Origin of the sequence: Vogesella indigofera, from assembly GCF_003633895.1 — a bacterium.
Lineage (GTDB): Bacteria > Pseudomonadota > Gammaproteobacteria > Burkholderiales > Chromobacteriaceae > Vogesella > Vogesella indigofera.
This window is the reverse complement of sequence record NZ_RBID01000020.1, coordinates 50,998-75,288: the sequence shown is the minus strand read 5'-3', so window position 1 is coordinate 75,288 and position 24,291 is coordinate 50,998. Positions and strand designations below refer to the sequence as shown.

22 protein-coding genes are annotated in these 24,291 nt (G+C 63.1%); 9 read left to right on the top strand and 13 right to left on the bottom strand.

The annotated features are described in order from the left end of the window. Positions 1 to 447: 447 nt before the first annotated feature. From waaC to C8E02_RS16645, 3 genes are read left to right on the top strand one after another with little or no spacing between them, the layout of a single operon-like run. Positions 448 to 1,404: a lipopolysaccharide heptosyltransferase I gene (gene waaC / locus C8E02_RS16655; RefSeq protein WP_120812716.1), complete on the top strand. Its 957-nt coding sequence runs from the start codon at positions 448 to 450 to the stop codon at positions 1,402 to 1,404. Continuing rightward, positions 1,401 to 2,654 (top strand): lipid IV(A) 3-deoxy-D-manno-octulosonic acid transferase, encoded by a 1,254-nt coding sequence (gene waaA / locus C8E02_RS16650; RefSeq protein WP_120812714.1) that lies wholly within the window; start codon positions 1,401 to 1,403, stop codon positions 2,652 to 2,654. The genes waaC and waaA overlap by 4 nt, the downstream gene beginning before the upstream one ends. A 15-nt stretch (positions 2,655 to 2,669) precedes the next feature. Continuing rightward, on the top strand, positions 2,670 to 3,215 hold the full coding sequence (locus C8E02_RS16645; protein ID WP_120812711.1) for a GNAT family N-acetyltransferase: 546 nt from the start codon (positions 2,670 to 2,672) through the stop codon (positions 3,213 to 3,215). Positions 3,216 to 3,315: 100 nt separating this feature from the next. Here the strand turns inward: C8E02_RS16645 and C8E02_RS16640 are convergent, their stop codons facing one another. Genes C8E02_RS16640 through C8E02_RS16630 form a run of 3 tightly spaced genes read right to left on the bottom strand, consistent with a single transcriptional unit; the run spans position 3,316 to position 6,146 of the window. Then, the gene (locus C8E02_RS16640) at positions 3,316 to 4,689 is read right to left on the bottom strand and encodes an NAD(P)(+) transhydrogenase (Re/Si-specific) subunit beta (protein ID WP_120812708.1); all 1,374 of its coding nucleotides are present in this window, start codon (positions 4,687 to 4,689) and stop codon (positions 3,316 to 3,318) included. A gap of 10 nt (positions 4,690 to 4,699) precedes the next feature. Beyond that, positions 4,700 to 4,996 (bottom strand): proton-translocating transhydrogenase family protein, encoded by a 297-nt coding sequence (locus tag C8E02_RS16635; protein WP_047967458.1) that lies wholly within the window; start codon positions 4,994 to 4,996, stop codon positions 4,700 to 4,702. Further along, positions 4,989 to 6,146 carry a Re/Si-specific NAD(P)(+) transhydrogenase subunit alpha gene (locus C8E02_RS16630; protein WP_120812706.1) on the bottom strand — a complete coding sequence of 386 codons (1,158 nt, stop codon included), beginning with the start codon at positions 6,144 to 6,146 and terminating at the stop codon, positions 4,989 to 4,991. The genes C8E02_RS16635 and C8E02_RS16630 overlap by 8 nt, the downstream gene beginning before the upstream one ends. Positions 6,147 to 6,760: 614 nt before the next feature. Here C8E02_RS16630 and ugpQ point away from each other — a divergent pair. Further along, positions 6,761 to 7,498 (top strand): glycerophosphodiester phosphodiesterase, encoded by a 738-nt coding sequence (gene ugpQ, locus C8E02_RS16625; protein WP_120812703.1) that lies wholly within the window; start codon positions 6,761 to 6,763, stop codon positions 7,496 to 7,498. Here ugpQ and C8E02_RS16620 read toward each other — a convergent pair. Together C8E02_RS16620 and C8E02_RS16615 are read right to left on the bottom strand one after the other, a co-directional pair. Further along, positions 7,432 to 8,250 carry a substrate-binding periplasmic protein gene (locus C8E02_RS16620; RefSeq protein ID WP_170152181.1) on the bottom strand — a complete coding sequence of 273 codons (819 nt, stop codon included), beginning with the start codon at positions 8,248 to 8,250 and terminating at the stop codon, positions 7,432 to 7,434. The genes ugpQ and C8E02_RS16620 overlap by 67 nt on opposite strands. A gap of 220 nt (positions 8,251 to 8,470) precedes the next feature. Next, positions 8,471 to 9,274, bottom strand: coding sequence for a phytanoyl-CoA dioxygenase family protein (locus C8E02_RS16615; protein ID WP_120812697.1), 804 nt, complete (start codon positions 9,272 to 9,274; stop codon positions 8,471 to 8,473). Positions 9,275 to 9,382: 108 nt separating this feature from the next. Here C8E02_RS16615 and C8E02_RS16610 point away from each other — a divergent pair, with 108 nt between their 5' ends. Beyond that, positions 9,383 to 10,270 (top strand): LysR family transcriptional regulator, encoded by an 888-nt coding sequence (locus tag C8E02_RS16610; RefSeq protein ID WP_120812912.1) that lies wholly within the window; start codon positions 9,383 to 9,385, stop codon positions 10,268 to 10,270. Between the two features lie 87 nt (positions 10,271 to 10,357). Here the strand turns inward: C8E02_RS16610 and C8E02_RS16605 are convergent, their stop codons facing one another. From C8E02_RS16605 to rpmH, 6 genes are all read right to left on the bottom strand, one after another. Continuing rightward, positions 10,358 to 10,615, bottom strand: coding sequence for a hypothetical protein (locus C8E02_RS16605; RefSeq protein ID WP_047967463.1), 258 nt, complete (start codon positions 10,613 to 10,615; stop codon positions 10,358 to 10,360). Between the two features lie 238 nt (positions 10,616 to 10,853). Continuing rightward, positions 10,854 to 12,206, bottom strand: coding sequence for a tRNA uridine-5-carboxymethylaminomethyl(34) synthesis GTPase MnmE (gene mnmE / locus C8E02_RS16600; protein ID WP_120812694.1), 1,353 nt, complete (start codon positions 12,204 to 12,206; stop codon positions 10,854 to 10,856). A 154-nt stretch (positions 12,207 to 12,360) separates the two neighbouring features. Next, entirely contained in the window at positions 12,361 to 14,019 is a 1,659-nt protein-coding gene (yidC, locus tag C8E02_RS16595; protein ID WP_120812692.1) for a membrane protein insertase YidC, read from the bottom strand. A gap of 17 nt (positions 14,020 to 14,036) precedes the next feature. After that, complete coding sequence (gene yidD, locus C8E02_RS16590; RefSeq protein ID WP_082133746.1) at positions 14,037 to 14,246, bottom strand: membrane protein insertion efficiency factor YidD; 210 nt, start codon at positions 14,244 to 14,246, stop codon at positions 14,037 to 14,039. Continuing rightward, complete coding sequence (gene rnpA, locus C8E02_RS16585; protein ID WP_047967466.1) at positions 14,222 to 14,584, bottom strand: ribonuclease P protein component; 363 nt, start codon at positions 14,582 to 14,584, stop codon at positions 14,222 to 14,224. Before rnpA ends, yidD begins: the two co-directional genes overlap by 25 nt. A gap of 3 nt (positions 14,585 to 14,587) precedes the next feature. After that, a complete protein-coding gene (rpmH, locus tag C8E02_RS16580) occupies positions 14,588 to 14,722 on the bottom strand; it encodes a 50S ribosomal protein L34 (RefSeq protein WP_008955801.1) in 135 nt (44 codons plus the stop codon). Positions 14,723 to 15,122: 400 nt separating this feature from the next. On the opposite strand from rpmH, the gene dnaA reads away from it, so the two are divergent. From dnaA to C8E02_RS17290, 4 genes are all read left to right on the top strand, one after another. Continuing rightward, positions 15,123 to 16,568, top strand: coding sequence for a chromosomal replication initiator protein DnaA (gene dnaA / locus C8E02_RS16575; RefSeq protein ID WP_047967467.1), 1,446 nt, complete (start codon positions 15,123 to 15,125; stop codon positions 16,566 to 16,568). Between the two features lie 41 nt (positions 16,569 to 16,609). Next, a complete protein-coding gene (gene dnaN / locus C8E02_RS16570) occupies positions 16,610 to 17,716 on the top strand; it encodes a DNA polymerase III subunit beta (RefSeq protein WP_120812689.1) in 1,107 nt (368 codons plus the stop codon). Positions 17,717 to 17,873: 157 nt separating this feature from the next. Then, positions 17,874 to 20,264: a DNA topoisomerase (ATP-hydrolyzing) subunit B gene (gyrB, locus tag C8E02_RS16565; RefSeq protein ID WP_120812687.1), complete on the top strand. Its 2,391-nt coding sequence runs from the start codon at positions 17,874 to 17,876 to the stop codon at positions 20,262 to 20,264. Between the two features lie 582 nt (positions 20,265 to 20,846). Beyond that, complete coding sequence (locus C8E02_RS17290) at positions 20,847 to 21,578, top strand: hypothetical protein (protein WP_147424513.1); 732 nt, start codon at positions 20,847 to 20,849, stop codon at positions 21,576 to 21,578. Between the two features lie 89 nt (positions 21,579 to 21,667). Here C8E02_RS17290 and drmC read toward each other — a convergent pair whose 3' ends face one another. Together drmC and drmB are read right to left on the bottom strand one after the other, a co-directional pair. After that, positions 21,668 to 22,429: a DISARM system phospholipase D-like protein DrmC gene (drmC, locus tag C8E02_RS16555; RefSeq protein WP_120812682.1), complete on the bottom strand. Its 762-nt coding sequence runs from the start codon at positions 22,427 to 22,429 to the stop codon at positions 21,668 to 21,670. Position 22,430: 1 nt separating this feature from the next. After that, positions 22,431 to 24,290, bottom strand: coding sequence for a DUF1998 domain-containing protein (gene drmB / locus C8E02_RS16550; protein ID WP_120812679.1), 1,860 nt, complete (start codon positions 24,288 to 24,290; stop codon positions 22,431 to 22,433). Position 24,291: the final 1 nt, after the last annotated feature.

The following is a 24,291-nucleotide window of genomic DNA, read 5'->3' as shown; positions in this document are numbered from 1 at the left end:
CAGTGCCGGTCTGTGGATAACACGCTAAAGACGTTTTTTTTCAATGACTTGAGATGTCGCCTAGCTTGTCGTTGCCGCAGCTGGAATGGCGTGCATCAGTTGTGGACAATTTTGCCATCTTGCCGTGCTGCCCGCTTATCCACAATCTCTTGCCAGCAATGACGCAAACAGTGTTTCCAGCCGTTTGGGTCTGCACCTCATCTTTTCATTGTTTGCCTATTTTAAATATGAAGATACTGATGTAGTGGACACTTTTCTGTGGATAACCCGCTATTGACCAATGTTTTCAACAGTTTGCCCTGTTGGGGGCTGGGTCTTTGAAGGGCCTGCCAGCAACAGGACAGCTTGTGGACAGTTTTGGCGATATTTATCCACTGCCAGTTATCCACAAAGCGGTAGCCCTGATTTTACTTGGTTAACCACAGGGCTGCCCGTAAAATCCGGCGCATGAAAAACGTCCTGTTGCTGCGCACATCGTCGATGGGCGACCTTATCCACACCTGGCCGGCGCTGACCGATCTGGCACGTCACCGTCCGGAGCTGAGCGTCAGCTGGCTGGCGGAAGAAGGCTTTGCCGACATTCCCGGCCTGCATCCGCTGGTGAGCCGCACCATTCCCATTGCCTGGCGACGCTGGCGCAAGGCCTTGTTCAAGGCCGCCACCTGGCGCGAGATCGCGGCGCTGCGGCATACGTTGGCCGCCACGCGCTGGGAGCTGGTGCTGGACGCGCAGGGGCTGTTGAAGAGTGCCATTCCCGGTCGCTGGGCCAACGGCCCGCTGGCCGGCTACGACCGCGCCAGCATCCGCGAGCCGCTGGCCAGCCGCTTTTACGAGCGCCGCTACGCGGTCAGCCGCCAGCTGTCGGCGATCGAACGCAACCGCCAGCTGTTCGGCGCCGCCTTCGGTTACCGGCCCGAGGGCGCGCCGGTGTTCGGCATCCGCTGCGGTGAACGACTGGCGTGGTTGCCGGCCGGCGACTACGCGGTGCTGCTGCACGCCACCAGCCGCGACAGCAAGCTGTGGCCGGAGGCGCACTGGATTGAGCTGGCACAGGCGCTGCAGAATCAGGATCTGGCCATCGTCATTCCGTGGGGCAGTGCGGCGGAGCAGCAGCGTGCGCAAAGGTTGGCCGCGGCCATCCCTGGCGCCGTGCTGGCGCCGAAGATGAACCTGCGCGAGGCGGCGGCACTGCTGGGCCACGCCGCGGCGGTGATCGGCGTCGATACCGGGCTGACTCATCTCGCCAACGCGCTGGATGTGCCGCTGGTGGCGATCTATACCGATACCGACCCGGCGCTGACCGGGGTGGTGGAAACCGCGCGTGCGGCCAACATCGGCCGTGCCGGAGAAATCCCGACGGTGGACGCGGTGCTGGCGCTGCTGGCGCGGGTACGCGGCGCATGATCGCTCGCGCGCTGTACAGCCTGCTGTGGCCGCTGGCGACGCCGCTGCTCAGGCGCTACCTGCGAAAACGCGCGCGCCAGGCGCCGGCCTATCTCGAACACTGGGACGAGCGCTTCGGCGACCTGCTGCCGCAGGCCGGTGGCGAGGTGATCTGGCTGCACGCGGTGTCGGTGGGCGAGACGCGCGCGGCACAGCCGCTGGTGGCCCGTTTGCGGGAACGGTATCCGCAGGCGCGTTTCGTCATCACCCAGATGACGCCGACCGGGCGCGCCACCGCCGAGCAGCTGTACCCCGACGCCGAGGTGCGCTACCTGCCGTACGACAACGCGCGGGTGATGCGCCGTTTCGTCGCCGCGCTGCGGCCGCGCTGCCTGATCCTGATGGAAACCGAGATCTGGCCCAATCTGCTGCACGCTTGCGCACAGGCCGGCGTACCGGCCTTTCTGGTCAATGCCCGGCTGTCGGAAAAATCGCTGCGCGGCTACCGCCGTATCGGTGCGCTGATCCGCCCGGCGTTGCGCCAGTTGCGCGCCATCGCCGCGCAGAGCGAGGCCGACGCCGCACGGCTGGGGACGCTGGGGGCGGGCAATATCCGCGTGTGCGGCAATACCAAGTACGACTTCACGCCGCCATCGGCGCAGCTGGCGCTGGGGGCGCAGTTTCGCGAACGCATCGGCCAGCGGCCGGTGTGGCTGTGCGCCAGCACCCGCGACGGCGAGGAAGCGCTGATCCTGACGGCGTGGCGTGCGGCCAACGTTGGCGACGCGCTGTTGCTGCTGGTGCCGCGCCATCCGGAGCGCTTCGGCACGGTTGCCGCGCTGGCGGCGGAGCAGGGCTTTGCCGTGCAGCGGCGCAGCGACCAGTTGCCGGTTTCACGTGAAACGCAGGTGTGGCTCGGCGACAGCATGGGCGAGCTGTTCGGCTATTACGCCGCCGCCGATGTCGCCTTTGTCGGCGGCTCGCTGCTGGATTTCGGCGCGCAGAACCTGATCGAGCCGGCCAGCATCGGCGTGCCGGTGTTATTGGGGCCGTCGACCTATAATTTTGCCGAGGCCAGCCAGTTGGCGCTGGCTGCCGGTGCCGCGCGGCAGGTGGCTGACGCCGGCGCCCTGGTGGCGCTGGTGTTGCAACTGCTGGCCGACGCGCCGCAGCGCGCGGCGATGCGCGACGCCGGCCTGGCGTTTACCGCGCAGCATCGTGGCGCCAGCGCGCGCATCGTCGCGCTGCTGGCCAGCCAGCTTGATCAATAAACCTGGGAGGCCGCCATGGCAGTGATTACCCAGTCTGACCCGCTGTTGGATGGCATCCGAACCCCGCGGCTGGTGTTGGTGGCCCCGCAGGCGGGCGACGGCGCGGCGCTGTTCCAGGCCATCGTCGCCTCGCAGCACGAGTTGCAGGGCTTTGCCGCCGATCTGCCGTGGTCGCAGCCGGTGCTGGACGTGGCGCTGGTGGAGCGCTACTGCTACGAGGTGCAGCGCAACTGGCAGCGCGGCGACAGCAAGGTGGCGTTGCTGTGGCTGGGCGACGAGGTGGTCGGCTGGCTGCGCTTGCAACACCAGCCGGACGAGTCGTGGCTGCTGCAGTTCTGGGGTCACAGCGACTGGCAGGGGCAGGGGCTGTTCACCGAGGCGGTGGAGCGCATGCTGGTGCTGGCCTTTGGCCACTACCAGGTGCGCGACATCCGCGTGCCGGTGGCCGACAGCCAGCAGGCGGCACACCGCCTGTGCGCGCGGCTGGGGATGCGGCTGCTGTCGGCACCGCCGCCGGGTGAGGCGGCCGGGCCGTTCCTGTACGGCGTCGCGCTGCACTGACCCGTGCGCTGTCCACACCGCCAGCTCCATGAAAAAACCCCCGCTGCGTGCCACGCGACGGGGGTTTTGCTTGCGGCCAACCTTGGCTGCAGCGGGTGGCTTAGTGGCCGCCGCCTTTCACCAGATCCTCGACCACCTTCTTGGCGTCGCCGAATACCATCATGGTCTTGTCCATGTAGAACAGCTCGTTGTCGAGACCGGCGTAGCCGGCGTTCATCGAGCGCTTGACCACGATCACGGTGCGCGCCTTGTGCGCTTCCAGGATCGGCATGCCGTAGATCGGGCTGGCCTTGTCCTTCTGCGCCGCCGGGTTGACCACGTCGTTGGCGCCGATCACCAGCACCACGTCGGTATTGGCGAAGTCGGAGTTGATCTCCTCCATCTCCTGCACCCGCTCGTACGGTACCTCCGCTTCCGCCAGCAGCACGTTCATGTGCCCCGGCATGCGGCCGGCCACCGGGTGGATGGCGTAGCGCACGTTGACGCCTTTCTCGGAGAGCAGCTCGGCGAATTCCTGCAGTGCATGCTGCGCGCGCGATACCGCCAGGCCATAGCCCGGCACGATGATCACGCTGTCGGCGTTGCCCATCAGGAAGGCCGCATCTTCGGCGGAGCCGGACTTGTAGTGCTTCGGCCCGCCGGCGTCGCTGCTGCCGCCGCTGGCCGTCTCGGCACCGAAACCGCCGAGCAGCACGCTGACGATGGAGCGGTTCATCGCCTTGCACATGATGTAGGACAGGATGGCACCGGACGCACCGACGCAGGCGCCGGCGATGATCAGCACCGGGTTGTTCAGCGTGAAGCCGATACCCGCCGCCGCCCAGCCGGAGTAGCTGTTCAGCATCGACACCACCACCGGCATGTCGGCACCGCCGATCGGGATGATCAGCGTCACGCCCAGCACCAGTGCGATGGCGACCATTGCCAGGAAGGCGGCGTGGCTGTCGCTGACGAAATACAGCACGCCGAAGCCGACCATAGACAGCGCCAGCACCAGGTTCAGCAGATGCTGGCCGCTGAAGTTGATCGCCTTGGCGCCGAATTTACCGGACAGTTTGCCGTAGGCGATCACCGAGGCGGTGAAGGTGATGGCACCGATGAAGGCGCCGATGAACAGCTCCACCTTCTGCACCGCGGTGTGTTCGACGCCGCTGTGGAAGATGGCGGCCACCGCGATCAGCACCGCGGAGAGGCCCACCAGCGAGTGCATCGCCGCCACCAGTTCCGGCATGCCGGTCATCTGTACCGTCTTCGCCTTCCAGGCGCCGATGGCGCCGCCGGCGGCGATGGCACCGATGATCAGCGCCAGCACCGGCTTGTCCATCACCATGAAGGTGGTGGCCACCGCGAGCAGCATGCCGATCACGCCGTAGCGGTTGCCCTGGATGGCGGTGGTGGGCGACGACAGCCCCTTCAGTGCCAGGATGAACAGTACCGCCGCGACCAGATAAAGTATTGCCGAGAGATTTTCCATCGTGTGTCCCTTATTTTTTCTTCTTCTTGAACATGTCGAGCATGCGCTGGGTGACCAGGAAGCCGCCGAAGATGTTGATGCTGGCGAGGAAGATGCCGATGGTGCCCAGCACCGAGGTGACGCTCAGCTCGCTGCCATTGATGTCCACCACCTGCAGCATGGCGCCGACGATGATGATGCCGGAGATGGCGTTGGTGACGGCCATCAGCGGCGTGTGCAGCGCCGGGGTGACGTTCCACACCACGTGGTAGCCGACGAACACGGCGAGGACAAAGATGGTGAAGCTGGTGATGAACGGATCAACCATGAGAGGTCTCCTTCTTTGCCGGATTGGCCACGTTGGCCGCAGGGAAGCGCACTTCGCCGGCGTGGGTGACTAGGGTGGCCGCCAGCAGGTCGTCTTCCAGATTCAGGGTGAAACCTTCCTTGCTCAGCATCAGGCCGAGGAAGGTGAACAGGTTCTTGGCGTACAGGCTGGAGGCGTCCGCCGCCACCATGCCCGGCAGGTTGGTGAGGCCGACGACGGTGACGCCGTTGTCGGTGGTGATCACCTCGCCCGGCACCGTTTGCGCGCAGTTGCCGCCGGCTTCGGCGGCGAGGTCGATGATCACGCTGCCCGGTTTCATCGCCTGCACCACCTCGGCGCTGAGCAGCGTCGGCGCCTTCTTGCCCGGAATCAGCGCGGTGGTGATGATGATGTCGGCCTGGCGTGCGTGCTTGGCCACCAGCTCGGCCTGGCGCTGCTTGTAGTCGTCGGACATCTCCTTGGCGTAGACGCCGTCGTTGGCTTTTTTCTCCTCCTCGCTCATCGGCACTTCGATGAACTTGCCGCCCAGCGATTCCACCTGTTCCTTGGTCGAGGCGCGCACGTCGGTGGCTTCCACCACCGCGCCGAGGCGCTTGGCGGTGGCAATCGCCTGCAGGCCGGCGACGCCGACACCCATGATCAGCACCCGTGCCGGTTTCACCGTGCCGGCGGCGGTCATCAGCATCGGCATGAAGCGCGGGTAGTAGTGGGTGGCCAGCAACACCGCGCGGTAGCCGGCGATGTTGTTCTGGCTGGACAGCACGTCCATGCTCTGCGCGCGGGTGGTGCGCGGCAGCAGCTCCATGGCGAAGGCCGACACCTGCTTGGCCGCCAGCAGCGGGAAGGTGTCGTTGTGGTAGGGCGCCAGTTGGCCGATCAGCACCGCACCGTCCTTCAGCTCGGCAATGGCATCGGCGGGCAGCGGGCGCACGGTGAGCACGATGTCGCCCTGGCCCAGCGCCGCGGCGCGCGATGCGGTCAACGTTGCGCCGGCCTCCGAGTAGGCCGCATCCGGTGCCGCGGCATGCCGCCCAGCCCCGGCCTCGATCACCACGGTGTGACCCATGGCGACGAGTTTCTTCACCGTTTCCGGTGTTGCGGCCACGCGGAGTTCACCTGCCAGCCGTTCGGTGGCAATAGCGATTTGCATGGTCTTCCTTTCTGCAAATGTTGAATGAAAAATGTAAAAACGACAGAGATAGCGAACGCCCGTGCGAGGCTTGATTTCGAACGAGCGTTTGAATTGGTAATTAATCACAAATTTGTGATTTGGCGCAATGCTTTTACATAAAAGCGACATCCGCTTGCCGGCGTTGGCCGCCGGGCACGTTGCAGTTGGCTATAGGAATACTGTCTGACAGTTTTTTAATCAAATGATTTGACGATGTATTTTCATCAATCACGGCTTGATAGCACACAACTGTTGCCATTTTTGTACGTTGCTGCGGGGCAACATCCGGACGCCGTGGCGGTGCTTGTCGCCGGCCGGCAGCCAAGGTTGGCCGCATTTCTCATGTCAAGGCGATTTATTGCGCCGCAATAGCCGTTTCAGTAAACCGTTTTGCCTGCCATGCTGTAAACAAGGGCTTACGCTTAAGGGATAACGCTAAGCGCCACTGACCAAACCCCTGATCCTGCGTTGCGCCTTCTTGCCGTACGACGTGTACGGTCTGCGTCGGCGCGCCTAGTCTCAGGTGCGCTGCGAGGTTTTGTTCGCGGCGCCAAGTCGCCGACCGGCGACATTCTCATGACAAGGAGACGCTCATGCATTGGCCTTATCCGGTGGGGTTTGCCCACCGCCTTGGCGGCGCGCTGGCGCCGGAAAACACGCTCGCCGGCCTGCTGTTGGCACACCGGCTGGGGGTGACGGCGGTGGAGTGCGACGTGCAGCTCAGCGCCGACGGTGTGGCGGTGATCGCCCACGACGCCGAGCTGGAGCGCACCACCAGCGGCAACGGCGCACTGGCGGCGCACACCGCGGCAGAACTGCTGCAGCTGGATGCCGGCCGCTATCACCATCCGGCGTTTGCCGGCGAGGCGCTGCCCAGCCTGCAAAAACTGGCCGCCACGCTGCGGCGGCTGGGCATGGCGGTCAATCTGGAGCTGAAGCCGGCTGGCGACGCGCGGCAGATGGGGCAGCTGTGCGCGGCGCAGATCCGCCAGCACTGGCAGGGCGCGGCGCTGTTGCCGCTGGTGTCGTCATTCAATGCCGAGGCGCTGGCCGGGGTGCGCCAGGCGGCGCCGGAACTGCCGCTGGCGCTGCTGGTGGAAGAGCTGAACCCGGCGCTGGTGGCGCAGGCGCAGGCGCTCGGTTGCCGCGCGCTGCATGTCTGCCACCGTGCGCTGAGCGCGGAGTGGGTGGCGCAGCTGCACGGCCTCGGCCTGGCGGTGATGGCGTGGACGGTGAACCAGCCGCAGGAGATGCAGTGCCTGCGTCAGTGGGGGGTCGACATGCTGTGCAGCGACCGTCCCGACCGCTTCGATCCGGCGTGGGCGGCCTGAACGGCAGCGCCGTCCAGAATGCGCCGCACGCTGCCATCGCGCAGCATCTGCTGTAATTGTGCCGCCAGTCGCGGTTTGGCGGCCTGTACCGCCGGCGACAGCCGTGACAGCGCGATGCGGCGCGGCAGCTCGCCGGGAAACTGCAATTCGGCGCGGCGGTACTGCCTGGCGCCCAGCTCCCGGCTCAGCTGGCGGCCCTGTTGCGCATTGATCAGCAGCACGTCGAAACGCTTTGCCGCCAGCTTGCGCAGCGCCAGTCTGGCACTGGGCGCGGCATCGCGACGCATCAGCCTGTCGTCATCAAAACGCTGGAAATAGCTGGCACCTTCCACCACCCCGACACGCAGCGCATACAGGTCGTCGTAGTGCCGGATCGGGCGCGGATCGTCGTGCCGTTGCAACACCATGGTGGCGGTAGGCGGCGCGAACGGCGGATCGAGGAAATCCAGATAGCGGTCGCGTTCGGCGTTGCCGCGGATGCCGATGCTGAGATCGGCCTGGCCGCGCTGCAGCAGCGCCAGGCAGCGTTGCAGCGGGCAGTGCACGATGTCGAGCTGCACACCGCTGCGCCGTGCCAGCTCCTGCAGCAGCACGGTATAGGGGCCGCCCGGCTTGCCGTCGGTGTCCACGGTCTTGTACGGCTCGAAACGGCTGAAGGCGTACACCAACGTCGGGGTGGGCGTGACGGCGGCACTGGCCGGTGGGGCCAGCCATAGCAGGGGCAGGGCAAACAGCAGGGTGCGGACGATCATGGGCAGGGGGCGGGGCAAGGGTTGGCAACGTGGCGTGTTGCCTCCCGCCGTGGCGGGAGGGTACGCCGTGGCACAGCGTAACACGCCGTGCCGGCTTGCCGATGGCAACGTATCTCTTTGACATGGTTGCGGCCAACCCCGGTGCGGATGCCGGCGTTGATATTGGCACTGACGTTGGCCGCGGGCGGTCACGACGGCCGCGCCTACGACCGTTGCCGCCTCAGTCGGCCGACCACACCACCGGGAACCAGTCCTCGCGCAGTCGTTCGCCGTGGCGCTGGTTGATACCGGGGAAGGGGGGCGAGGTGCGCCCCGGGCGTTCGGCATAGCACGCGTCGTCGCCGAGGAAACGCGCCGAGAAGGCGCGGCGGCGGTTGCCACCCTGGTTGCCGGCGGCGCCGTGCACGGTGCGGAAATCGAACAGCACCGCGTCGCCCGGCTCCAGCTCCGGCGCGAGGATGGTGTAGCTGCCGTCCTCCACGTCCGGCATCTCCATGTAGTCATCGTCGCCGGCGAAGAAATTCTCGTTGCTGGCCCAGCGTTTTGGGCGCACCAGCTTGGGCCAGCGGTGCGAGCCGAGCACCACGCGCAGCGTGTTGTCCTGCGTCACCGGATCCAGTGGAATCCAGTAGCTGGCGGTCTGCTCGCCATCGACGCAGTAGTAGGGGATGTCCTGATGCCACGGCGTGGCCTTGGCGGTGCCCGGCTCCTTCACCAGGATGTGCTCGTGGAAGATCTGCACCTGGTGCGCGCCCATCAGCTGGCCGGCCAGCGCCGCCGCCGGTGACTGCTGGATGAAGCGGGAAAATGGTTCGATACGCTGCCAGTTGCAGTAATCCTCGAAGAAACGACCACGTTCGTTGTTGCCGACGTTCTCGATCGCGAACGGGCCGGGCGCGGCCAGTACCTGCTCGAAACCGTCGCGCAGCGGTTCTATCCAGTCGCGGAACACGCCGCGCAACACGATGACGCCGTCGCGCTGGAACGCCGCGATCTGTTCATTACCGATAGTGACTGCCTGCATCTGTGACTCCTTGCTTGCGGTGGGGAATGCCGAGTTGGCCGCCTCAGTATCGGATCCGGCGCTATCATAGTGAAAATATATATTTCCTATTTTTCATTATTGGAAAACATGATCAATTTCTCGTTGCGCCAGCTGCAGTACTTCGTCGCCACCGTCGAGCATGGCGGCGTCAGCGCCGCCGCACGCGCCTGCCACGTATCGCAACCGTCGGTGTCGCTGGCCATCGCGCAACTGGAAGCGGCGCTAGGCAGCGCGCTGTTCCGCCGCCAGGCCAGCCGTGGTGTGGAGCTGACCAGTGCCGGCCAGCGCGTGCTGCTGCAGGCGCGCGACATCCTCGGCCAGGCGGCGGCACTCGGCGCTGGCGGTGCGAGCGGCGAGCTGCGCGGCCAGCTGGCGCTGATCTGCTTCCAGGATCTCGGCCCCTACTTTGCGCCGCGGCTGCTGGCCGGTTTTCGCGCGCGCCATCCGCAGGTGGCGGTCACGCTGCTGGAAGGCGATCTGGCCACGGTGCAACGCGCGCTGCGCAGCGGCAAGGCGGAACTGGCGCTGACCTACGAGCTGGCCATCGACGCGCAGATGGCGCGCTGCACGCTGGCGGAGCTGGCGCCGTACGCGTTGCTGCCGGCGGATCATCCGCTGGCGGCGCAGGACAAGGTGTCGCTGGCGCAGCTGGCCAGCCAGCCGCTGGTGCTGGAGGACATTCCGCACACCCGCGAGTACCTGCTGTCGCTGTTCTGGCAGCAGCAGCTGACGCCGCGCATCGCGCAGACGGTGCAGAGCTTCGAGATGCAGCGCGGGCTGGTGGCGCACGGCCAGGGTGTGGCGCTGTCGTGCACCCGCCCGGCCGGCGACTGCAGCTACGACGGCCGGGCCATCGCCTGCCGTCCGCTGGCAGAGGCGCTGCCGGCGCAGCGGGTGGTGCTGGCGCAGGCGCCCGGGGCGGAGGCGTCACCGCTGGTGGCGGCCTTTGTCGCGTCGGCGCTGGCGGTAGGCTGAGGCAGGGTAGGCAGCAACAATCCGCCACGCGGGCGGATTGCTGGTCAGGGAGGCACCGCCGTGGGGGCGGCGCGGGATGGCGGTGGCTTAATGCAGTGCCGGCAGGCCGTGGTCGGCGTGCAGCATGTGCAACAGCTCGCTGGTGTGGCGGCTGGACAGCTGCGGCAGGCGGTGCGACAGCAGGCCGTTGCTGATGGCATGAAACAGCGCACGGCTGTCGCCGCTCAGGCTGCGCAGCTCGGCGAAGCCCAGCGTTTTCACGCCCTGTCGCGAGCCCATCATCAGCCAGAAGCCGGCCAGCACGGCACGGTCGCGCCCGCCGCGAATACTCTTCAGTTTTGCCATTATCTCGTTTTCTGTCATAGCCGGACCTCAGCGTGATGGCAGGCGTGGGTGCCTGCGGTTGCCGCATCATCATGATGCGGCAACGCCGGACCCGCAGCGGGCCCGACTGCCACACTGCGCCGCCCGCTGGTGGCGGTCGGTGCGCTAGCCCGCATAGCGGCGCCGCGCGCCGGCAGACAGCAAACACCCGCCATGGCGGCGGGTGCTTGTGGGGTACGGTTGCGGCAGGGCGGGGCGTTTACTTGCCGATGCAGAAGCGCGAAAAGATGACGCCGAGCAGGTCGTCGGGGGTGAACTTGCCGGTGATCTCCGACAGCGCGTTCTGCGCCATGCGCAGCTCCTCGGCGAAGATCTCCACCTGCTGCCAGTCCTGCGCGGCGAGGTCGAGATGGCCGGCGGCGCGGGCGATGGCATCCAGGTGGCGTTCGCGGGCCAGGAATACGCCCTCGCTGTCGCCCTGGTAGCCGATCATCTCCAGCAGCAGTGCGCGCAGGTCGTCGACGCCGGCGTGGGTGCGCGCCGACAGCCGCACCACCGGGTGGCCATCTTCCTCGCTGCGGCCAACCTGGTCGCCGGACAGGTCCACCTTGTTGAACACGTGCACGCGCGGCAGGCGCGGCGGCAACTTGGCCAGGATGGCCTCGACCTCCGGCACGATGCCGTCGCGGCTGTCGACCAGCACCAGCGCCACGTCGGCGCGTTCCACCGCCTGCCAGGTGCGTTCGATGCCGATCTTTTCCACCACGTCGTCGGTATCGCGCAGGCCGGCGGTGTCGATGATGTGCACCGGCACGCCGTCGATGACGATTTCCTCGCGCACGGTGTCGCGGGTGGTGCCGGCGATGTCGGTGACGATGGCGATGTCGTCGCCGGCCAGCGCGTTCATCAGGCTGGACTTGCCGACGTTGGGCTGGCCGACCAGCACCACGTGCATGCCTTCGCGCAGCAGCGCGCCCTGGCGGGCGGTGGCCTGCACCTTGCCCAGCTGGCCGCGCAGGCGCTGCAGCTTGCCGACGGCGTCGGCTTTTTCCAGAAAGTCGATGTCTTCCTCGGGGAAGTCCAGCGTCGCCTCCACCAGCATGCGCAGCGTGATCAGTTCGTCGACCAGGGTGTGGATCTCGCCGGAGAAGGCGCCCTTCAGCGATTTCAGCGCGCTGCGGGCGGCGCTTTCGCTGGCGGCGTCGATCAGGTCGGCGACGCTCTCCGCCTGCGCCAGGTCCAGCTTGTCGTTGAGAAAGGCGCGCTTGGTGAATTCGCCGGGTTCGGCGAGGCGTGCGCCCAGCTCGACGCAGCGCGACAGCAGCATCTTCAGCACCACCGGGCCGCCGTGGCCCTGCAGCTCGATCACGTCCTCGCCGGTAAAGCTGTTCGGGCCGGGGAAGAACAGCAGCAGGCCGTTGTCGATCGGCGTGCCGTCGGCGGCGACAAAATCGGTGTAGGTGGCGTAGCGCGGCTTGGGCGTCTTGCCGCCGCTGAGGGCCTGGGCCAGCGGCAGCAGCGCGCGGCCGGAGATGCGCACCACGCCGACGCCGCCGCGGCCGGGGGCGGTGGCAACGGCACAGATGGTGCTGGGAGTGTAGGCAAGGTTCATCGCGGGGTCCGTCGGGTCGGTTGCTTGCGGCCAACGTTGGCCGCAAGGCGAAGGTGTCGAGGCAAGCGGTGCGCGCTTGGCTGGAGACCCTCAACAAGGTAAAAAGCCCGGCCATGACGGCCGGGCTTTGATTTTACGCCAGCTTGGCGGCTGCTTACGATTGCAGTGCCAGTTTGCGGGCTTTTTCGATGCTCTGGTTCACATACCACTGCTGTGTGATCGACAGCAGGTTGTTGACTACCCAGTACAGCACCAGACCGGCCGGGAAGAAGAAGAACATCACCGAGAACGCTACCGGCATGATCTTCATCATCTTCGCCTGCATCGGATCGGCCGGCGGCGGGTTGAGGAAGGTCTGCGCGAACATGGTGATCGCCATCAGCGCCGGCAGGATGTAGTACGGATCCGGACGGGCCAGGTCGGCGATGTACAGCCAGTCAGCCTGGCGCAGCTCGACCGAGGCCAGCAGCGCCCAGTACAGGCCGATAAACACCGGGATCTGGATCAGCATCGGCAGGCAGCCGCCGAGCGGATTGACCTTCTCGGTCTTGTACATCTCCATCACCGCCTGCTGGAACTTCATGCGGTCGTCGCCGAACTGCTGCTTCAGGTTTTCCAGACGCGGTGCCAGCACCTTCATCTTCGCCATCGAGCGGTAGGAAGCGGCGGTCAGCGGGTAGAACACCGCCTTCACGATCAGCGTCAGCAGGATGATGGCCCAGCCCCAGTTCTGCACCATGGAGTGCAGCTTGGTCAGCAGCCAGAACAGCGGCGAGGCGAAGATGTGCACCATGCCGAAGTCCTTGGCGAACTCCATGCCGTCGGCCACCTTGGTGATGGTGTTGTACTCTTCCGGGCCGGCGTACAGCGGTACCGTGATGCTGGCGCTCTGGCCGGCCGCGATCGGTGCCACGTTGACCATGGCGGCGGCGGAGTAGGCGCCGTTCTTCGGTTCCAGCTGGAACTGGCAGGCCTGTGCGTTGGCGCATACCGATTTGCCGTCCAGCGGTTTCAGGATCCAGGCGCTCATGAAGTAGTGCTGCAGCATCGCTACCCAGCCGTTGTCGGCGCTCTTCACGTACTCGGCCTTGCCCTTGTCCAGATCGGAGAAGGCGACTTTCTGGAAGGTGCCTTCGGTGGTGTACACCGCCGGGCCGGTGAAGGTCTGTGCGAAGCGGCTTTCGCCTTCCGGTGCCTTGCCGTCACGCAGCAGGCGGAAGTAGGCGGTGCTGGCCAGCGGCGTGGTGCCGGCGTTGACGATGTCGTAACGCACATCGATCAGGTAGCTGCCCTTGTGGAAGGTGTACACCTTGCTCACCTTGACGCCATTGGCTTCCGGCGCGGTCAGCTTGATCTCGACCTTGTTGCCTTGCAGCGTGTAGGCGGTCTTTTCGGCGCTGAACTGGGTCTTGTGGGTCGGCAGCGCGGCGTTGCCGGCGGCGATCAGGCCGGTCTGCGCCACGTACAGGTGGGCGCCCTTGTCGGTAAACAGCTCGAACGGCTTGCTGGCGTCTTCCGCCGCATTGTGCTTGAGCAGTTGCAGGCTGCGCAGATCGCCACCGGTGGTGTCGATTTCGGCCTTGACCAGGTCGGTGGTGACGGTGATGCGCTGGCCGCGGCTCAGGCTGCTGCTGTCGGCAGGCTGGGCGACGTTGCTGGCGTTGGCGGCAGGGGTATCGCTACTGCTCGCGGCTGTGCTGGCTTGCTGTGTCACGGCAGGCTTGGCGACGGGTTTCGGCGCAAAGTATTCTTGCCATAGCAACAGGATGCTGAATGACAGCGCGATAAAGATGATCAGTCGTTTGGAATCCATCTTACTTACCGGAAAAGTCAGGGAACCGGGTCATGGCCGCTGCCACCGAGCGGGTGGCAACGACTAATCCGTCGTATCGCTAGCCAGCTGCCCTTGATCACGCCGTGCTTTTGCAATGCCTCGATGGCATAGCCGGAGCAGGTTGGCTGATACCGGCAACGCGGCGGCAGCCAGGGGCTGATCGCCAGCTGGTAAAAGCGGATCAAGAGGACGAAGAGTCGCGACATCGGGCTAGTTTAGCAAAGAGCGCAGCCAATGCCTTTACCGCTTCGTGATATTCGCCGCGATAGTAGGCCTGGCGTGATCTGACGACAAAATCCATCGGCGGCAGATCATGACGGTGCAGCCGAAACCACTCGCGCACGGTGCGCTTGATGTAGTTGCGGCGGTTGGCGCGTTTGGCCACCTTCTTGCCGACCACCAGACCGAGACGGGCGTGGGTCAGACCGTTCGGGCGGGCATACACCTGGAACAATTGGTTACTGCGCGCGTTGCGCAAATGAAAAACGGATGAGAACTCATCCGTTTTTAAAAGCCGGTGCGCACGGCGAAATGTGTTGTCCAAGCGTTATACAGCCAGACGCTTGCGACCTTTGGCGCGACGGGCGGCCAGAACGGCGCGACCACCACGGGTCTTGGAGCGAACGAGGAAGCCGTGGGTACGCTTGCGGCGGGTAGTGGAAGGCTGGTAAGTACGTTTCATGATAATTTTCCTGTTTCGAAACGGAAATAAACGCGTGATTACATAGATAAATGCCGGAATTGTCAACCTAATTAACAGTTTGCGGCCCCGATTGTCGGCGATGCTGTGGCGCAGGCGGCGATCCGGCTGTTGCCGTTAGCCATCGTTGTGGGCGGCGGCGATATTTTGCCGGTGCTGTGGATAACTTTTGGCAAAGCCAGTAGAATGTATCGCTTGTGACCCTGTCCGCCCGGACGGCATCGGCAGCGCCGGATCGCCGCCCGCCAGACACCAGAAACAGGGCGATTCCACACCAAACATCGTGACTGCCGCCCGGCACCCGCCGCGCGCGCAGCCTCCCCGCCGCCCCCGAACTACCCGTTAGTCTGCGGCGGCATTTCGTTTTTAACATGAAGCATTGATGACTGAACCGGAAAACTTCTGGCCTGCGTGCCTGACGCGTCTTGAGGAAGAACTGTCCTCACAGCAATTCAACACCTGGATCCGCCCGCTCTCTGCCGAGGCAGGCGACGAGGGTGTGGTGCTGTACGCGCCAAACCGCTTTATCCTGCAGTTCATTAAGGATCGTTTCCTGGCGCGCATCGAGGCGCTGGCGATCGAACTGCTGGGCGAAGTGTCGGTGGAGCTGCGCATTGGCGCCGCCGCCGGGGCACCGGTCGCGGTGGCGCGTCCGGCGCCGGCCAGCAGTGCGCCGCGCAGCAACGGCACCCCTGCCGCCAGCGTCGATGTGGAAAGCGCGGTGGCCAAGGTCGCCGCCAACGCCCCGGCGGTAGCGCCGACGGCGAAGCAGACCGCGGTCAAGGCCATCGGCGGCGGCCACGAGAGCACCCGCCTCAATCCGAGCTTCACCTTCGACACGCTGGTCACCGGTAAGGGCAACCAGCTGGCGCGCGCCGCGGCGATGCAGATTGCCGAGAATCCGGGCGATCCAGCCTACAACCCGCTGTTCGTGTACGGCGGTGTCGGCCTCGGTAAAACCCACTTGATCCAGGCCATCGGCAACCACGTCTATCTGAAGAATCCGCAGGCCAAGATCCGCTACATTCACGCCGAGCGTTATGTAGCCGACATCATGCGTGCCTACCAGCACAAGGCCTTCGACGAGTTCAAGCGCTACTACCATAGCCTGGACCTGCTGCTGATCGACGACATCCAGTTTTTTGCCGGCAAGAACCGCACCCAGGAAGAGTTCTTCTATGCCTTCAACGCGCTGATCGAGGGCGGCAAGCAGGTGATCATGACCTGCGACAGCTACCCCAAGCAGATCGAGGGCATGGAAGAGCGCCTGATCTCGCGCTTCAGCTGGGGCCTGACCGTGGAAATCCAGCCGCCGGAGCTGGAAATGCGCGTCGCCATCCTGATGAAGAAGGCCGAGGCCGACAACACCAAGCTCGACCACAACGTCGCCTTCTTCATTGCCCAGAACGTGCGCAGCAACGTGCGCGAGCTGGAAGGCGCGCTCAAGCGCGTGGTGGCCTACGCCCGCTTCAGCAACCAGAGCATCACCATGGAGCTGGTCAAGGAAGCGCTGAAGGATATCCTCGCCGCCGGCAACCGCCAGGTCACCATCGAGACCATCCAGAAGACGGTGGCCGACTACTACAAGATCAAGCTGTCCGACATGCACAGCAAGAAGCGCTCGCGCGACATCGCGCGGCCGCGGCAGGTGGCGATGACGCTGGCCAAGGAGCTGACCTCGCTCAGCTTGCCGAACATCGGCGACGCCTTCGGCGGCCGCGACCACACCACCGTGCTGCACGCCTGCAAGACCATTGCCGAAATGCGCGGTAATGACAGCGAAATCGCGCACGATTACGATACGTTGCTCGCGATGTTGCGCAACTGATTCATTTGATAACGACACTGTAACCCTTCGGGAGTCCGCACATGCTGATTCTGCAAGCCGAACGCGATGCCCTGCTCAAGCCACTGCTGGCTGTTACCGGCATCGTCGAGCGCCGCCACACCCTGCCCATTCTGTCGAATGTGCTGATCGAAAAACAGGCAGGAGCCGTCAGCTTCCTGGCGACCGACCTGGAAATCCAGATCACCACCGCCAGTCCGGACGACATCGCCGGCGACGCGTTCCGCCTGACCACCTCGGCGAAAAAGCTGCAGGACATCCTGCGCGCCATTCCCGGCAACAGCATGGTCACGCTGGAACAGCAGGACGGCCGCCTGATGCTGAAAGCCGGCAAGAGCCGCTTCAACCTGCAGACGCTGCCGGCGGACGACTTCCCGCTGCTGTCGGCCGGCAGTGCCGCGCAAGCCAGCTTCCAGCTCAGCCAGCGCGACCTGAAGCGCCTGATCTCGCAGGTGCAGTACGCGATGGCGGTGCAGGACATCCGTTACTACCTCAACGGCCTGCTGCTGCAGACCGAGGGCAACCAGGTGCGGCTGATCTCCACCGACGGCCACCGCCTGGCGTTTGCCAGCGCCGACATCGAGGCCAGCCTCGACAAGGCCGAGGTGATCCTGCCGCGCAAGACCATCTTGGAGCTGTACAAGCTGCTGCAGGACAGTGACGAGACGATCAACATCGAGCTGCTGTCCAACCAGGTGCGTTTCAGCTTCGGCAACACCGTGATCATCAGCAAGGTGGTCGACGGCAAGTTCCCCGACTACAACCGCGTGGTGCCGCTGGATAACGACAAGATCTTCCTGATCGAGCGCGTGACCTTCCTGCACGCGCTGCAGCGCGCCGCCATTCTCGCCAACGAGAAATTCCGCGGCGTGCGGCTGGTGCTGAAGCCGGGCGCGATGTCGATCCTGTGTACCAACAGCGAGCAGGAAGAAGCGCAGGAAGAACTGGAAATCGCCTACCAGGGCGGCGAGCTGGAAATCGGCTTCAACATCAACTACCTGCTGGACGTGCTGACCAACCTGTCGGCCGACACCCTGCAGATGGCGTTTGGCGACAGCGTGCGCTCCACGCTGGTCACCATCCCCGACAACAGCAACTTCAAGTATGTCGTGATGCCGATGCGCATCTGACGACAGGCCATCCGCCACCGGCAACGGTGGCGGGCGGCATCGCACTGCGGCCAACCTTTGTCCAGCGTTGGCCGCACGCCGGTTAGGCCGGCACGGCAACAGTTTTCAACAGTGGGGCAACCGCCCCGGACGCACTGGCTGACAAAAGAGTGGTTTTATGAGCGAACAGGAATACGGCGCGGACAGTATTAAAGTCCTGAAGGGTCTGGATGCAGTACGCAAGCGCCCCGGCATGTACATTGGCGATACCCAGGACGGCACCGGTCTGCACCACATGGTGTTCGAAGTGCTGGACAACGCCATTGACGAAGCGCTGGCTGGCCACGCAGATACCATCAAAGTCACCATCCACCCCGACAACTCGATCTCGGTGGAAGACAACGGTCGCGGCATCCCCACTGACATCCACCCGGAAGAAGGCCGCTCCGCCGCCGAGGTGATCATGACCGTGCTGCACGCTGGCGGCAAATTCGACAGCAACAGCTACAAGATCTCCGGCGGCCTGCACGGCGTCGGCGTGTCGGTGGTTAACGCGCTGTCCGACTGGCTGAAGCTGAAAATCTGGCGCAACGGCCAGGTGCACGAAATGGAATTCCGCCGCGGTGAAGCCGTGGCGCCGCTGACCATGACCGGTCACACCACCTACCGTGGCACCGAAGTCACCTTCCGTGCCAGCGAAGAAACCTTCGGCGTCATCGAATTCCACTTCGACATCCTCGCCAAGCGCATCCGCGAACTGTCCTTCCTCAACCAGGGCGTGGCGATCACCCTGCTCGACAAGCGCAGCGGCAAGGAAGAAAGCTTCGCCTTCTCCGGCGGCGTCGCCGGCTTCGTGCAGTACATGAACCGCAACAAGTCGGTGCTGCACCCGAAGACCTTTTACGCCACTGGCGAAAAGGACGGCATGACCGTGGAAGTGGCGATGCAATGGAACGATTCCTACCAGGAAAACGTGCAGTGCTTCACCAACAACATCCCGCAGCGTGACGGCGGCAGCCACCTCACCGCACTGCGCCAGGTGATGACGCGCACCCTCAACGGCTACATCGAGGAATCCGATGCCGCCAAGAAGGCCAAGGTCGATACCAGCGGCGACGACATGCGCGAAGGCCTGACCTGCGTACTGTCGGTCAAGCTGCCGGACCCGAAATTCTCCAGCCAGACCAAGGACAAGCTGGTCTCCAGCGAAATCGGTCCGGTGGTCAACGAAGTGATCAGCGAAGCGCTGAAGGACTTCCTGATGGAAAACCCGGGCGACGCCAAGATCATCATCGGCAAGATCGTCGACGCCGCCCGCGCCCGCGAAGCCGCGCGCAAGGCGCGTGAAATCACCCGCCGCAAGGGCGTGATGGACGGCCTCGGCCTACCCGGCAAACTGGCCGACTGCCAGGAAAAAGACCCGGCGATGTCCGAACTGTACTTGGTCGAGGGTGACTCCGCCGGCGGCTCCGCCAAGCAGGGCCGCGACCGCAAGTTCCAGGCCATCCTGCCGCTGAAGGGCAAGATCCTCAACGTCGAGCGCGCGCGCTTCGACAAGATGCTGCAAAGCCAGGAAGTCGCCACCCTGATCACCGCGCTGGGCTGCGGCATCGGCAAGGACGAGTACAACCCGGACAAGCTGCGCTACCACCGCATCATCATCATGACCGACGCCGACGTCGACGGCGCCCACATCCGCACCCTGCTGCTGACCTTCTTCTACCGCCAGACGCCGGAGCTGGTCGAGCGCGGCCACATCTACATCGCGCAACCGCCGCTGTACAAGGCCAAGCACGGCAAGCAGGAACGCTACCTGAAGGACGACTACGAGCTAAACCAGTACCTGCTGCAACTGGCACTGGACAAGGCCGAACTGATCCCGGCCGCCGGCGAAGCCGCACTGTCCGGCGACACGCTGGGCGAAGTGGCGCGCCAGTTCCTGCTCGCCCGCGCCGCCATCGATCGCGAAAGCCGCGTTGTCGATCCGCTGGTACTGCACGCCTTCCTCAAGGTTGGCCGCATCACCCTCGATAGCGAAGCCGCGGCCAATGCCGCCGTTGCCGCACTGGCCGCGGTACTGCCGCCGGAACTGATCCGCCTCAACGTGCTGCGCGACGACAAGAACGACGCCTGGATGCTGAAGATCACCCGCCAGCTGCACGGCAACGTGCTGGTCACCGCGCTGGATCAGGACTTCCTCGCCACCGCCGACTACGACATCCTGTGCCAGACCCGCGACATGCTGCACGGCCTGCTGCGCGACGGCGCCAGCGTCAAGCGCGGCGAGACCGTGAAGCCGATCAGCGAATTCGGCGACGGCCTCGACTGGCTGCTGGGCGAAACCCGCAAGGGCCTGTCCATCCAGCGCTACAAGGGTCTGGGCGAGATGAACCCCGGCCAGCTGTGGGAAACCACCATGGACCCGACCGTACGCCGCCTGCTGAAAGTACGCATCGAAGACGCAATGGCCGCCGACGACGTGTTCACCACGCTGATGGGCGATAACGTGGAACCAAGACGTGCCTTCATCGAAAGCCACGCCTTGATTGCGCGGAATATTGACGTGTGATGTTGTAGGTGTACGTTCGCACAATTAATGCGACTTTTCGCACATTAGTGCTCACCAGTTCGCAGAGATAGTGCGCAAAAGCAGAAGCCCCCAAAGATGGGGGCTTCAACTTTTGGGAGACACGTGTCTGGAAGAGACCTTGAAGCTAGTGAGTACAGACTTGTAATGACCCAGCCTTTTCAGCACAAGTCAGGCTGCTAATTGGTACATCATCGCTGGCGTCTTCATCCCTATGCCGGTGGTTGTAGAACCCTATCCAGTCGGCAATTACCCGACTGGTGTGCGCCAGACTTTCAATGAGTATTCGCACGGCGTCCTCCACTAGCTCTCACCACAAAACTGCCATAGCTTCGTGTCTGACAATCACTATCATTTCGCCGACTTGAAACATGGCCGCCACCGCTACCGCGAATGATAGAGACAAGGCCATGGTATCCGGTAGATTGTGGGTGGTCAGCCCTTGACTAATGGTTGAAAATAATGACATTTATGTTGGATGATGACTGTAAGCAATATCGGTTGATATACGGGTAATCATGTTTGTGTAAATCCTGTTAGACAAATAGGCAGAGAGAAAGCACGATGGAACAGTTAAGGGACTACTCTGACGAGCGGCTGCTACAGGGCTGCATTTACTGCGGGGCTCAAGACAACACGCGTGAGCATGTTCCTTCGCGTGTATTTCTGGACAAGCCATACCCTGAAAATCTGCCCATAGTCGGCGCTTGCTATCCTTGCAATAATGGGTTTTCCAAAGATGAGGAATATGTTGCCTGCCTAATTGAGGCTGTCATTGCTGGCTCTGCGGATCCCACAAAAATCCGACGATCAAATATTGCAGCGCTACTAGACAGGTCACCAGTTCTGCAGGCTCGTATTGCGTCATCCAAGACTTTCGACGGGACACGGATAATATTTGAAGTCGAGCATGAAAGAGTAAAGCGCGTTCTTCTAAAGCTAGCGAGATGCCATGCGGCCTACGAATTAAGGCAAGAGTGTCGCGGAGAGCCTGCTTCTGTATGGTGGCAGCCCATGGCGCTGCTATCTGAGGAATTTTTGGAAGAGTTCAACTCCCCTTACGCAATTCAGACCTACGGAGAGATAGGCTCACGTGGGATACAACGCTTGCGTGTAGTCACGGTAAAGCTGGCTAATTCCGACGGTGATGAACATCTTTTGCATTTAATCCTCAACGATTGGGTTGAGGTTCAAGAAGGCCGTTATAGATATCAAGCTATTGATGATGGAGGCTTTGTACGTATCAAATTTGTCATTGGTGAGTACTTGGCTTGCGAGGTTATCTGGGAAGTTTGAGATGCTAAGCAGTCGTCCTAGCGAAAAAAATCAAGCGGTGGTATACCTCTTCGCGACGCGGTCGGGATTGACAATTTGATCAGTAAGATTCAAGCAAGCTCAATGATTTTGGTATCGATCAGTGAACGTAAGTGCGCATCGAAGAGGTGCGGAATGGGCCCTCCAGTGATCAGAACTCCGGCCTCCATGTTCTTCTCCATCGCATAGCCGGTGAGATTGGCGCTGGTAATGAAGCAGGAGCGATCATCAGCGACTACTACCTTCGAGTGCACACGGCCATCAGCAAAATCACTGGTTTTGTCGCGCCATGCATAGAGCTGTGCGTCAGGCACTAAGCCTCGCATCTTGCCAATGACGTCGATGTTGATGCTGCCACCATGGTCTTGCGAGGACTCCAGCAACATAGTGATGCTCACCCCGCGCCCAGCGGCGGCATTCAAGGCTTTAACGATGGTCGACACGTCATAGGCTACGAAGCTGGTGATGAACAACGACTGTTCAGCGGAATTGATGACCTGCAGAAGCGCTTGCTCTGTTCGACGCGCCGACACGAACGGTGTCGTCGGGCCAGTCCACACGAGTTCGGTGGACTGCTCCAAAGCGGCTTTGGTGTGGACGTGGCTGGCGGCGAGAAGCATCGAAGCCAGTTCATCTGAACCGACCGTGGTGTTTTGCCACGCAGCTGCGAGTTGCTCGACCACGGTTCTGGCCCCAGGGGTTCCAACTACACTCGACAGAGTCGTCGCAGCTTTGCAGGCATCGGTTCGACGAACGCGGGTAGCAATGGCCTGTACCTTTTCAGGCGAAATCAGAGAGACCAAAGCTGCAATGGCATCCAAGAGTTCATCCATGTCAGAAACCCTTGAAGAAAGCAGCGTCGGTGCGTTCGAGTGTTGGTACGAGCAGCGATCGATCCAGATAGCGGTTACCTCGCTCACAAGAGGTCTCCGCTACCAAACTGCAGGCATGGCAGGCAGCGCCATGCAGTGATCGATCCTTTTCTGGATCATGTTCCGAACAGAGAGGATCAGAGGAGCAGATCTTCGAGCGATTCAGCGCTTGCTGCAGCAAGCGGCCAAGATTTTCAGGCTTGCCAAGATCGACGAGACCACCCAGCGTGCCGTCAGAATCGGCTGCTGCCGTGTAGATGAGGATACCTGCCTGCGGGTTAGCGCCCGACGTATCGGCATAGATGCGTTCACGAATACTCGCGGCGTTGTATCCGCACTCCAGTGCCAGCTCACGAATCAGCAAGTGAGACAGCGTGTGCAGCATCGCGTAACGAATGCCTGGGTAGCCCTCGCTTGGGTCGAGATGACGCGAATTGCGCCATCCCCTATGACCACCACGGAGCATCTGGTCGACCTTCTTCACGCCATCCAGAGCTTCCCACTTGACGAGCGCAGCCTCATCGAACTGTATGAAGATTCCTTCACCATGAACCTGGTTGGCGGGCACCCAATCGGGCTTGCTACGTGAAAGGCTGGCCATCTGCGGACGCTTACCGGGGTCGCCAGACTCTTCGGGTGCTTCGACCCGAGTGAAACCCAGCAGCGCATTCACCTCGCGCAAACGTTCGAGCAGCAAGACTCGACTGATATGGCCACCGAGTCCCGTTGGCGTACCGACCTTCTTGCTCATGAAATGCGGGTAGTCCGTGGGCGGGTTGGCCTCTGTCAGAACATCCCACTCGGGCCCTTTGATTTCGACCTCACCCACGACCTCCTGTCCGCCGCCATTGCGGTGTGCTTCGACGGCCAACCAGATCGACGCAGCCGGATACTTGTCGACTCCTGGCAGCGCCCCGGTCTTCTTCAAGGTCTTCACCGTCACCGACACCTCGGCTTCGGATTCAAGTTCGTCGAAAAACTCCCAGCCATCCTGGATCAGTTGACTGAGCGGGTCCTTGGTCTGGGGGATTGCAAGTGCGGAGAGCGTGATCGGGAACCAGCTGTTCGTGGCACCCAGCAGAACTGCGCGAGCCTCTTCATCACATTCGTTATCGAAGTGATCCAAGTGTGGGTGACGCCCTCGGCAACCCGGCAGATTCTCTTTTCCGGCTTTTCCAAAGGCGTGCGCCATACTTCTAGACGCCCCACAGGCATCACACTTCACCCACAGATTTTCGGTTTGCAGCGATGCACCACTCTCGAAGAAGCGCAATGTGCCTTTGCAAGAACTGTTGCCGCCGTGGACGAAGTAGTGCCAAGGGAAGTCGTCGAGATGGCCATCGCGGCAGGCCAGCAGAAAACGCGCTGGGACGGCATCCGCGTCCTTGGCCGGTTGGTCGCCTTTGGAGCCACGGCAGCCTTTGTGCACGAAACGGGTTCGTTCTGGCCTGAAGCGGTTCTCCTTGATCTCGAACAGACCAGCATCAAAGGGCGACAGCAGGCCGCACTTCACGCAGCGCATCCAGCGCGGGAATGGCCGCACGGGAACACCGATATTAGCCTCTGCCGACCAGACGTCATTGAGTTCGCTTTTCTGGAAAGGCGGCATCCGCAGGTTCTCAACCTGCGCGCCTAGAACCTTCCGAACTGCAGCGAGCAGCCGCGCCTCCTGAATCGGCTGGCAGCGATCCTTTTCCCAGCGGTCGATACCAAGCGTCACGACGGAAAGGCTGGGCAGGTCGATCAGCGCACCGGGGCCATAAGTCCACAGCAATTGGCTAGGGCGCACTTCGCCGACTGGCGTTTTGTTGTTGATGATCATG

Excerpts from the sequence above, each read along its gene's own strand:
- dnaN (WP_120812689.1), top strand. The coding sequence starts at position 16,610 with ATGCTGATTCTGCAAGCCGAACGCGATGCCCTGCTCAAGCCACTGCTG.
- yidD (WP_082133746.1), bottom strand. The coding sequence starts at position 14,246 with ATGTCGCGACTCTTCGTCCTCTTGATCCGCTTTTACCAGCTGGCGATC.
- rpmH (WP_008955801.1), bottom strand. The coding sequence starts at position 14,722 with ATGAAACGTACTTACCAGCCTTCCACTACCCGCCGCAAGCGTACCCAC.
- waaC (WP_120812716.1), top strand. The coding sequence starts at position 448 with ATGAAAAACGTCCTGTTGCTGCGCACATCGTCGATGGGCGACCTTATC.
- C8E02_RS16620 (WP_170152181.1), bottom strand. The coding sequence starts at position 8,250 with ATGATCGTCCGCACCCTGCTGTTTGCCCTGCCCCTGCTATGGCTGGCC.
- waaA (WP_120812714.1), top strand. The coding sequence starts at position 1,401 with ATGATCGCTCGCGCGCTGTACAGCCTGCTGTGGCCGCTGGCGACGCCG.
- gyrB (WP_120812687.1), top strand. The coding sequence starts at position 17,874 with ATGAGCGAACAGGAATACGGCGCGGACAGTATTAAAGTCCTGAAGGGT.
- C8E02_RS16605 (WP_047967463.1), bottom strand. The coding sequence starts at position 10,615 with ATGGCAAAACTGAAGAGTATTCGCGGCGGGCGCGACCGTGCCGTGCTG.
- dnaA (WP_047967467.1), top strand. The coding sequence starts at position 15,123 with ATGACTGAACCGGAAAACTTCTGGCCTGCGTGCCTGACGCGTCTTGAG.
- C8E02_RS16635 (WP_047967458.1), bottom strand. The coding sequence starts at position 4,996 with ATGGTTGATCCGTTCATCACCAGCTTCACCATCTTTGTCCTCGCCGTG.
- ugpQ (WP_120812703.1), top strand. The coding sequence starts at position 6,761 with ATGCATTGGCCTTATCCGGTGGGGTTTGCCCACCGCCTTGGCGGCGCG.
- drmC (WP_120812682.1), bottom strand. The coding sequence starts at position 22,429 with ATGGATGAACTCTTGGATGCCATTGCAGCTTTGGTCTCTCTGATTTCG.
- C8E02_RS16640 (WP_120812708.1), bottom strand. The coding sequence starts at position 4,689 with ATGGAAAATCTCTCGGCAATACTTTATCTGGTCGCGGCGGTACTGTTC.
- C8E02_RS16610 (WP_120812912.1), top strand. The coding sequence starts at position 9,383 with ATGATCAATTTCTCGTTGCGCCAGCTGCAGTACTTCGTCGCCACCGTC.
- C8E02_RS17290 (WP_147424513.1), top strand. The coding sequence starts at position 20,847 with ATGGAACAGTTAAGGGACTACTCTGACGAGCGGCTGCTACAGGGCTGC.
- yidC (WP_120812692.1), bottom strand. The coding sequence starts at position 14,019 with ATGGATTCCAAACGACTGATCATCTTTATCGCGCTGTCATTCAGCATC.
- C8E02_RS16645 (WP_120812711.1), top strand. The coding sequence starts at position 2,670 with ATGGCAGTGATTACCCAGTCTGACCCGCTGTTGGATGGCATCCGAACC.
- C8E02_RS16615 (WP_120812697.1), bottom strand. The coding sequence starts at position 9,274 with ATGCAGGCAGTCACTATCGGTAATGAACAGATCGCGGCGTTCCAGCGC.
- mnmE (WP_120812694.1), bottom strand. The coding sequence starts at position 12,206 with ATGAACCTTGCCTACACTCCCAGCACCATCTGTGCCGTTGCCACCGCC.
- C8E02_RS16630 (WP_120812706.1), bottom strand. The coding sequence starts at position 6,146 with ATGCAAATCGCTATTGCCACCGAACGGCTGGCAGGTGAACTCCGCGTG.
- drmB (WP_120812679.1), bottom strand. The coding sequence starts at position 24,290 with ATGATCATCAACAACAAAACGCCAGTCGGCGAAGTGCGCCCTAGCCAA.